The sequence below is a fragment of the Pseudomonadota bacterium genome (assembly GCA_039815145.1).
Lineage (GTDB): Bacteria > Pseudomonadota > Gammaproteobacteria > Steroidobacterales > JBCBZW01 > JBCBZW01.
Map to the genome: position 1 here is coordinate 1 of JBCBZW010000202.1, position 6,497 is coordinate 6,497.

Here is a 6,497-nt window from a genome sequence, read left to right on the forward strand (position 1 = left end):
AGCGTATTCGCGTAGGTATCTTCCACAGATCTTCGCCACGGCGATCGTTGCTACGCTGCCCTCAACCCCTCGCCTAGCGCTCCCGCCATGTCCCCGCCGCCCCGCCGAACGAATCGCCCGACGCTACCCCCCCGAGGGCGTCGCGGATGATGGAGTTTGGCGTGGTCGCGGCGATTCTGGCGGGCCTGCTAGGCGCGGGCCATTGCCTGACGATGTGCGGCGCCATCGCCGCAGGCCCCCGCCTCGCCCCGCGCGAGCGCTGCGGCGGCTGCCCTAGCTGGCGCCACACCTTGGCCCCGCGCATCGCCTACAACGCCGGCCGCATCGCCAGCTACGTCGTCGCCGGCGCCCTCGCGGGCACCCTAGGCGCCGGCCTTGGCTACTCCGCCGACCAGCTGACCCACCTGGTGGCCGCCGGCATGCCGGCGGGCCTCGCACTGCGCGCCGTGAGCGCTATCCTGTTGATTCTGGTGGGGCTACGCCTGATGCTGCGCTGGCGCTGGCTAAGCTGGCCGGAGCGCGCGGCCCTGGAACTCGTGCGACGCGTGGCCCCGAACCTCCTGCAACGACTCGAAGCCGGCTCGAGCAGCACGGGCGGATCGCCCTTGCCGCACCACGCCGGCCTCGGCCTGCTCTGGGGCTGGCTGCCCTGCGGTCAGTCCTACTCGATGCTCCTCGTAGCCGCCGCCACCGCGAAGGCGAGCAGCGGCGCCGTGCTCATGCTGGCCTTCGGCATCGGCACCCTCCCCGCCATGCTCGGCGTGGGCGTCGCCGGGGGCCTGGCCACACGCCTGCGCAAGGCGGGCCCCATGGCCACGGCCACCGGCTGGGTCATGGTGATGCTGGGCAGCGCCGTGCTGGCGAGCACCTCCGCGCCGCTCCTGGCGCGCAGCGCAGGCCATGTCGCCGCCACACCCGAGGCCGCCCTGCCCCACCCCCCGGTGGGCTGGCCAGGCGGGTCTCCGCTCGCCGGCCCCATGTGCCATCCCCCGCGGACGACCGCCCAGCGCTGAGTCCGCGTCACGGCTGCGCTGCAGTGCATTGGTGCCGATGGGGCCGCCGCGGCACAATACGCGCCCTGATAGGCCTTGCGGGACGGGTGGCAGATGACGAACAAGCGGGCGCTGATCACCGGCGTCACCGGACAGGACGGCGCCTACCTGGCCGAGTTTCTGCTGGAGAAAGGCTACGAAGTGCACGGCGTGAAACGCCGCGCCTCGTCCTTCAACACCGAACGGGTGGACCACCTCTATCAGGACCCCCACGAATCCGATCGCCGCTTCATCCTCCACTACGGCGACCTCACGGACTCCACCAACCTCATCCGCGTGATGCAGCAGGTGCAGCCCGATGAGATCTACAACCTGGCGGCCCAGAGCCACGTGGCCGTGTCCTTCGAGACGCCCGAGTACACCGCCAATGCCGACGCCATCGGCCCCCTGCGCATCCTCGAAGGCATCCGCATCTTAGGGCTGGCGGAGAAGACCCGCTTCTACCAGGCCTCCACCTCCGAGCTCTTCGGCAAGGTGCAGGAGACCCCCCAGACCGAGACCACGCCCTTCTACCCCCGCTCGCCCTACGCCGTGGCCAAGCTCTACGCCTATTGGATCACCGTGAACTACCGCGAGGCCTACGGGCTCTATGCGTGCAACGGCATCCTCTTCAACCACGAGTCGCCGATCCGCGGCGAGACCTTCGTCACCCGCAAGATCACCCGCGCCCTGGCCCGCATCAAGCTCGGCCTCCAGGACCAGCTTCACCTAGGGAATCTCGATGCCAAGCGCGACTGGGGCCACGCCCGCGATTACGTCGAGATGCAGTGGCTGATGCTGCAGCAGGAGCAGGCTGAGGACTTCGTCATCGCTACGGGTCATCAATACTCCGTGCGCGAGTTCGTCGAGCGTGCCGCCAGCCACCTGGGGCTCACCATCGCCTGGGAGGGCGAGGGCCTCGACGAGCGCGGCATCGACACGGCGACGGGTAAACCCATCGTCGCCGTCGACCCCCGCTACTTCCGCCCCACGGAGGTCGAGACCCTCCTCGGCGATCCCACCAAAGCTAAGGAAAAGCTTGGGTGGGCGCCGCGCTGCTCCTTCGCCGAGCTGGTGGAGGAGATGGTGGCTTCAGACCTCGAACGCGCCGAGCGCGACGAGCTGATCAAGCACCACGGCTACCGCCCCCTCGACTTTCGCGAGTAACCCAACGCCATGGCCACCACTCCCCCGGCTCCCGCCACCGCCACCTCGCGCATCTTCGTCGCAGGCCACCGCGGCCTCGTGGGCGGCGCCATCGTTCGGCGCCTCGAGCAAGCGGGCTGCGAGGCCCTGATCACCCGCACCCGCGCGGAGCTAGACCTCACGGACCAGCGCGCCGTGGACCTCTTCTTCGCCGGCGAACAGCCGGAGTTCGTGATCCTCGCGGCGGCGCGCGTGGGCGGCATCCACGCCAACAACACCTACCCGGCCGACTTCATACGCGACAATCTCGTGATCCAGAACAACGTGATCGACGCTGCCCACCGCCACGGCGCCGCCAAGCTGCTCTTCCTCGGCTCCTCGTGCATCTACCCCAAGTACGCACCGCAGCCGATGAAGGAGGAGTACCTGCTCACCGGCGAGCTGGAGCCGACCAACGAGTGGTACGCCATCGCCAAGATCGCAGGCATCAAGATGTGCCAGGCCTACCGTCGCCAGCACGGCTTCAACGCCATCTCCCTGATGCCGACCAACCTCTACGGCCCCGGCGACAACTTCAACCTCGCCAACTCCCACGTGCTGCCAGCGCTCATCCGCAAGTTCCACCAGGCGCGCGAAGCGGGCGAGCCGACCGTGACCGTGTGGGGCACGGGCACGCCGCGCCGCGAGTTCCTGCACGTGGACGACCTGGCCGACGCCTGCGTGCACCTCATGCAGCAGTACAACGGCGAGGAGCTGGTGAACGTGGGCGTGGGCGAGGACGTCTCGATCGGCGAACTGGCCGCCCTCGTGGGCGAGGTGGTGGGCTTTGAGGGGGATATCGTCTACGACACGAGCAAGCCCGACGGCACGCCGCGCAAGCTCCTCGACGTGAGCCGCCTGCACACGCTCGGCTGGCGCGCGAAAATCTCCCTGCGCGAGGGCGTGCGCAGCACCTACGCCTGGTTCTGCGAGCACCAGTCAGACTTCCGCGACTGACGCGGCGGTCCCGCCCATGAGCGATCCGGACATCGCAGGCGAGGAGGACGTGCTCCTCCTATCGCCCTTCTTCGCCCCCGAACCGATCTCCACCGGCAGGTACAACGCCCACCTCGCCCGCGGCCTGGTGGCAGCGGGTCACCGCGTGCGCGTCATCTGCTCCCACCCCCTCTACCCCGATTGGGTGGCCACCGAGAGCAACGCCGAAGAGGCGGGCATGACCATCGAACGGGGCGGTGCGCGCGTGCGCTACCCCACCTCGAACGTGCCGCGACGCCTGGTGCTGGAGCTCTGGTACGCCTGGCACGTGGCGCGGCGGCTGCGCGCACGACGCCACCAGGGGCAGCACGTCCTGCTCGTGCTGCCGCCCGTGCTCTTCGCCCTGCCGCTATTGCTGCTGCCGCGGGCCCGCCAAGGCCGTGTGATCGGCGTGGTGCACGACCTCTACGGCATCATGGCCACCTCCGCGGGCGGCGGCTGGCGGCGTGGCGTGGCCGGGTTGATCGGCCGTGTCGAACGCGCGGTGCTGCGCCGTTGCGATCGGCTCATCGCCCTGTCGGGCGCGATGCGCGAGGCCCTCGTCGAGCGCTACGGCGTGCCCCGCGAGCGCATCGACGTGGCCTACCCCTTCGAGACCCTGGGCGAGCTGCCGCCGCCGGCGCAGGCCCTGGCGCAGGAGATGCCCGCCTCGCAGCGGCACGTGGTGTATTCCGGGGCGCTGGGCGAGAAACAGATGCCTGCCCTCCTCGCCTCCGTCTTCGCCCACCTGAGCGCCGCGGCCCCGGACCTCGTGTGCCACATCTTCAGCGCGGGCCCGACCTTCGAGGCCCTGCGCATCGAGCACGACCGGCACCCGCGCCTGCGCTTCCACCCCTTGGTACCGGAGGCGCAGCTGGCCGAACTCTACGCGCGCTCGACCCTGCAGGTGCTGCCCCAGGCACCGGGCACGGGCGCGGGCGCGTTCCCCTCGAAGCTACCGAATCTCATCGCTGCCGGCGTGCCGGTGTTCGCCCTGTGCGATGGCGACAGCGAAGTGGCACAAGTGCTGCGCGAGGCCGAGGCCGGCACCTCGATCGCCGGCGAAGAGGCGGCCGCGATCGCCGCTGCCCTGAAGATTTACCTGGATCAGCTCACCGAGGAACCGCGGGGCACACGGCGCACCCGCCTCGCCCCCTACGTGGACCGGCACTTCCGCGTGCAGGGCCTCCTGGCCAAGCTCGCCCTAGGCGCCCGTGGCGCTTAGCTCGTGGAGCGCGGCGAGGGCGGCGTCGGCGCTCTGCGTGGGCACGAAGAGGTGATCGTGGAAGTAGCCCGCGATCACGTTCACGCTGATGCCCTTGGCCGCCAGGCGCTGGGTCACCACCGCCGTGAGGCCCACCGAATCGAGGCTCGAGTGCACCCCGAAGCTCACGGCCCGGTAGGTGCTCGCGTAGCGAATCTCCTTCGCGTCGGCCGCGTCGCGCGGCACCACGAGGGTCAGGCCCTCGCGCTCCCAGCAGGAGGCGATGGGTTCCATGTCCGCGTGGTCACCATAGCTCGCGTCGGGAAAGGTGCAGAAGACGTACTCGCCGTGGCGCAGGGCGGGGTCGAGGCTCTGCAGGATGACGGAGAGACTGTTCTCACCGCGATCGGTAAAGTCGGTGGGTGACATGGCGAGTACGGACTCCTCGGCGGCAGGGCAGGACTGGGTTCGGATTATAGCGATGAAAGGCGGATGAGCTGGTGACCTACACGTGGTTCGACTTGGTGGGCAACGTAGGCGTGGTCCTCGTGCTGCTCACCTACGCCCTGGTGCAGCTCGGGCGCCTCGGCGCGACGTCGGTGACCTACGGCAGCCTCAATGCCGTGGGCGCCGTGCTCATCCTCGTCTCCCTCGCCAACACCTTCAACCTCTCATCCTTCGTGATCGAGATCTGCTGGCTCACGATCAGCCTGATCGGCGTCACGCGCACCCTTTGGCAGCGCCATCGGACTAGCCGCGGCGGACCCGCCGCTTGAAGGCGCGCCGATGGGCGTGCAGGAGCGGTTCGGTGTAGCCGTTAGGTTGCGCCCGCCCGTCCAGAATCAGGTCACGGGCCGCCTGAAAGGCCTCGCTCTCGGCGGGGTCGGGCCCCATGGGCACGTAGGTGGCGTCGTCGGCGTTCTGCCTGTCCACCACAGCCGCCATGCGCTCGAGGCTGTCGCGCACCTCGGCCTCGCTCAGCACGCCGTGGCGTAGCCAGTTCGCGAGCAGCTGGCTGGCGATGCGCAGGGTGGCGCGGTCTTCCATGCGCCCGACGTCGTCGATATCAGGCACCTTCGAGCAACCGATGCCCTGGTGCACCCAACGCACGACGTAGCCGAGGATGCTCTGCACGTTGTCGTCGAGTTCGCGCCGGCGCTGGGCGTCGCTCCACAGCGAAGGATCGGCGAGCGGCAGGGTGAGCAGGCGCTCGAGGGACGCCGGCTGGCGCTCGGCGAGCTGCGCCTGGCGCGCCCGCGCGTCGACGCGGTGGTAATGCAGCGTGTGCAAGGTCGCTGCCGTCGGCGAGGGCACCCAGGCCGTGCTGGCGCCCGCCTCCAGGTGACCGATCTTCTCCTCCAGCATCTGCGCCAGGAGGTCGGGCATGGCCCACATGCCCTTGCCGATCTGGGCCCGGCCCGGCAAGCCGCAAGCGAGGCCCACGTCCACGTTGGAATCCTCGTAGGCGCTGATCCAGGGCTCGTGCTTCATCGCAGCCTTGCCCACCACGGGGCCGGCCTCCATGCAGGTGTGGATCTCATCGCCCGTGCGATCCAAGAAGCCCGTGTTGATGAAGAACAGGCGATGGCGGGCCTCGTAGAGGCAGGCCGCGAGGTTGGCCGAGGTGCGACGCTCCTCGTCCATGATGCCCATCTTCAGCGTGTAGCGGGCGAGGCCGAGCACGTCCTCCACACGATCGAAGAGCGTGTTGGCGAAGGCGACCTCCTGCGGGCCGTGCATCTTCGGCTTCACCAGGTAGATGCTACCGGCGCGGCTGTTGCGCTCGGCCTGATCGCCCGCGCTTCGGCGTAGGTCGTGGAGGCCGATCAGGGCCGTGACCAGCGCATCCAGCAGGCCCTCCGGAGTGGGTTCGCCATCGGCGTCGAGGACGGAATCGTCCAGCATGAGATGACCCACGTTGCGCACGAGAAGCAGGGCGCGACCGGACAGGCTCAAGGCCTTGCCCTCGCCGTCGCGGTAGTGGCGCGGCGCGGCCAGGCGTCGCTCGTAGGTCTCGCCGCCCTTGCGCACCGTGGCCGTGAGGTCACCGCGCATCAGGCCCAGCCAATGGCGGTAGGCGTGCACCTTGTCCTCAGCATCCA

General features: G+C 69.4%; 7 protein-coding genes. 5 read left to right on the top strand and 2 right to left on the bottom strand.

Translation table 11 applies throughout. The features are described 5' to 3' along the window. Positions 1-146: 146 nt before the first annotated feature. From AAF184_24100 to AAF184_24115, 4 genes are all read left to right on the top strand, one after another. The gene (locus tag AAF184_24100) at positions 147-1,013 is read left to right on the top strand and encodes a sulfite exporter TauE/SafE family protein (protein ID MEO0425438.1); all 867 of its coding nucleotides are present in this window, start codon (positions 147-149) and stop codon (positions 1,011-1,013) included. A 93-nt stretch (positions 1,014-1,106) separates the two neighbouring features. Beyond that, on the top strand, positions 1,107-2,198 hold the full coding sequence (gmd, locus tag AAF184_24105) for a GDP-mannose 4,6-dehydratase (GenBank protein MEO0425439.1): 1,092 nt from the start codon (positions 1,107-1,109) through the stop codon (positions 2,196-2,198). A 9-nt stretch (positions 2,199-2,207) separates the two neighbouring features. Then, positions 2,208-3,173, top strand: a complete 966-nt coding sequence (locus AAF184_24110) for a GDP-L-fucose synthase (protein ID MEO0425440.1) — start codon at positions 2,208-2,210, stop codon at positions 3,171-3,173. A 16-nt stretch (positions 3,174-3,189) separates the two neighbouring features. Then, positions 3,190-4,416 carry a glycosyltransferase gene (locus tag AAF184_24115; GenBank protein ID MEO0425441.1) on the top strand — a complete coding sequence of 409 codons (1,227 nt, stop codon included), beginning with the start codon at positions 3,190-3,192 and terminating at the stop codon, positions 4,414-4,416. Here the strand turns inward: AAF184_24115 and AAF184_24120 are convergent. Then, positions 4,396-4,824 (bottom strand): ACT domain-containing protein, encoded by a 429-nt coding sequence (locus AAF184_24120; GenBank protein ID MEO0425442.1) that lies wholly within the window; start codon positions 4,822-4,824, stop codon positions 4,396-4,398. The two genes, AAF184_24115 and AAF184_24120, sit on opposite strands and share 21 nt — an antisense overlap. A 71-nt stretch (positions 4,825-4,895) precedes the next feature. Here AAF184_24120 and AAF184_24125 point away from each other — a divergent pair, with 71 nt between their 5' ends. Next, positions 4,896-5,171 carry a hypothetical protein gene (locus AAF184_24125; GenBank protein MEO0425443.1) on the top strand — a complete coding sequence of 92 codons (276 nt, stop codon included), beginning with the start codon at positions 4,896-4,898 and terminating at the stop codon, positions 5,169-5,171. On the opposite strand, the gene AAF184_24130 is transcribed toward AAF184_24125, so the two are convergent. Then, on the bottom strand, positions 5,146-6,497 hold a 1,352-nt coding region (locus AAF184_24130; GenBank protein ID MEO0425444.1), incomplete at its 5' end, for a malate synthase G. The two genes, AAF184_24125 and AAF184_24130, sit on opposite strands and share 26 nt — an antisense overlap.